Below are 2,266 nucleotides of genomic sequence, written 5' to 3' on the forward strand. Positions count from 1 at the left end.
CTGCAAACCCCAGCTGGAACTCCTGCCCTTATCCTGCTGAGCCGACCAAGCTGCGCACGGCCTGCAGCAGCTCAGCAGGAAGTGGAGAGCCGGGATCCCAGCACAGCTCCAGTTGGTTGGGATCCCTGGGCAGATCTTCCTGGCAGGGGCCCGTGTGCAGGACGGCCACACACCGCAGGTTGCCCCGATCCCGACAAAACTCATGCCAGAGGGGAATGGCCGCCGGATCCCGGCTGACCAAGAGGTAATGGGAGCAGGCTTCCAGGATCGGCTGCTTGTGGGGATCCACCTTGCCGCCCACATCCACGATCACCAGGCTTTTTTGTTGGCGCAGGGCGAGGATGGCCTGGGCGTGGAAGCTGAAAAATTCAGGGGTCAAACGTCCCCGGTAGCGGTGCTTGAGGATTTTGGCTTCTTCCGGCGGCAGATCCAACGTCCAATTTCCTTCCCCATCCCAGTGGGCCCGCTGTAGATAAACGTTGGGATCCTGGGGCAGCAGGGCCTCGAAAAGAGCGCGGGCCAGGCGGCTTTTACCGCTATCCGGAGGGCCCACCACCATCACTGCCGCCGCCAATTCTGAGCCTGGCCTGCCCTGCACCCAGGGGATGATCTCGCCCACCTGCACGTCTGGGCTGTGGCTGGAGACCACCACTGCCCCCAGGCGCGGGTCGTAGCAGGCCACCCAGCGGGTGAAGTGGCACTCGTGCACCAACCAGCCGTAGAGCCAAATGGGGGCGCGCCCGCTCAGTACCACTCCCAAGCGGGGGTCGATCCCCCCAGGCAGGCGCAGTTGAGCCAGATCTTCCGGGAAAACCAGCCGATCCGGTCGGGTCAGCTCGATTTCAATGACCTGAAACGATAGCCCGCCAAGATGGGGTTTCTGCGGCCAATGGGCCAGATAGCCAGACCGCAACTGCAGTGCTACAGCAGCCATAGCAATGGGGACGGAACGACAACAGACTGGCTCCAGTATGGAAAAGATTGGAATCGGGAGCTTCCAATTGTTGGCAGAGTAGGGGCGAAGGGATCCGACCTTGGTCTGTGCCTTGCCCTGGAGGGGGGAGATGAACGGAGGGGAGTTGCCTTTGACGGCAGAAGTATTGCGCTGGCTGGCGGGCGGACAGTTGCCAGAGCGCCTGGAGCGGGCGGTGCGTCTGTGGGTGCTGCTCCAGTGCCTCTATGGCGAAAACCGCTGGCCGGATCTGCCGCAGACCTTTGGCTACACCCACCTTCGGGATCGTCTCTTCTCGCCCCACCACCCCAAGCAGGATTTGCCCCACGGGATCGCCTGCCCAGATCCCGGCTGCATTTGCCAGAAGCCCCTGAGCTTTTGGCTAAAGGATCCCGACCTGGTGGCCGCCTTGAAAGCTGAAGTTCCCCATCTGGAGACGCTGCTGGCTAGCCGGCCCTTTTTCAAGACCCACCGCACCCTGCGCAAAGAGCTGGACTACCTGGCCGCCCGGGGCTGGCTGCAGCCAATCGAGGCCAACTCCAAGCGAAGAGATAACTTTCGCTGCCGCGCCGCCGGGGATCGCCCCTCCTTGCCGACGGCTGCCTCGGCCTTGACGTTGTCGGGCGGCCAGCTTGAGCAGATCTACCACGTCCTCAGCGACGTGGCCTTTGTGCATCCCGACGTGCAGGTGTTGCTGGACGATATCTGGAGAGGTCATCAACACCGGCAGCGGCGGCTGTTTGTCTGGTTTGAATACATCCTCTCCGACGAACAGCAGGAGCGGGTGGACGAATACCAAAACCAGCTAGAGGCCTTCTGGACAAAACCGGCGGCAGGGCTGATCCGCTTTGATTACGAAACCCGCCAGCACGGGATCCAAAGGGTTTTCACCTACCCGGTTTGCCTGTTTTATGCCCGCCGCGCCAAGTATTTGGCGGCCTTTGGTCAGCTCCCGCAGGCTGCCGGATCCCTGGGCTGGCACAACTTTCGCCTGGATCGCATTTGCTCGCCTCGCCTGACGGTGGTGCCCTGGTCTGACCCTGCGGTGCCGGCAGAGCTAGTGGCCCGCCAGAAGCAGGGGAACCTGCCCACCCCCGAAGCGGTGCAAGCGGCCTGGGAAGAGGCCTGGGGATCCGATTTCTATCTGCCCAAGGCGCTCTTGATCCTGCGCTTTGCGCCCGAGTTTGCCCGCCGCTACGTGGACAACACGGTGCGCCACCCCACCTTCCAACCCATTGACTACGAGCGGATCCCGGCTTTGGTACGGCGGGAGGTAGCCGATGCGGGGGAACGGGAAAAGATCCTGCACATTCT

The 2,266-nt window shown here is 62.6% G+C and carries 2 protein-coding genes; one reads left to right on the plus strand and one right to left on the minus strand.

Going from position 1 to position 2,266, the window contains the following annotated elements:
- Positions 1-28: 28 nt before the first annotated feature.
- Complete coding sequence (crn3, locus tag NW857_RS09570) at positions 29-934, minus strand: CRISPR-associated ring nuclease Crn3/Csx3 (RefSeq protein WP_414349121.1); 906 nt, start codon at positions 932-934, stop codon at positions 29-31.
- A 151-nt stretch (positions 935-1,085) separates the two neighbouring features.
- Between crn3 and NW857_RS09575 the strand changes: the two genes are divergently transcribed.
- Positions 1,086-2,266: TIGR03985 family CRISPR-associated protein (locus tag NW857_RS09575; protein WP_414368793.1), on the plus strand; the 1,181-nt coding region annotated here is incomplete at its 3' end.

This window comes from Synechococcus sp. H55.9 (assembly GCF_047462355.1).
In the GTDB taxonomy this organism is placed as follows: domain Bacteria; phylum Cyanobacteriota; class Cyanobacteriia; order Thermostichales; family Thermostichaceae; genus Thermostichus.

Excerpts from the sequence above, each read along its gene's own strand:
- crn3 (WP_414349121.1), bottom strand. The coding sequence starts at position 934 with ATGGCTGCTGTAGCACTGCAGTTGCGGTCTGGCTATCTGGCCCATTGG.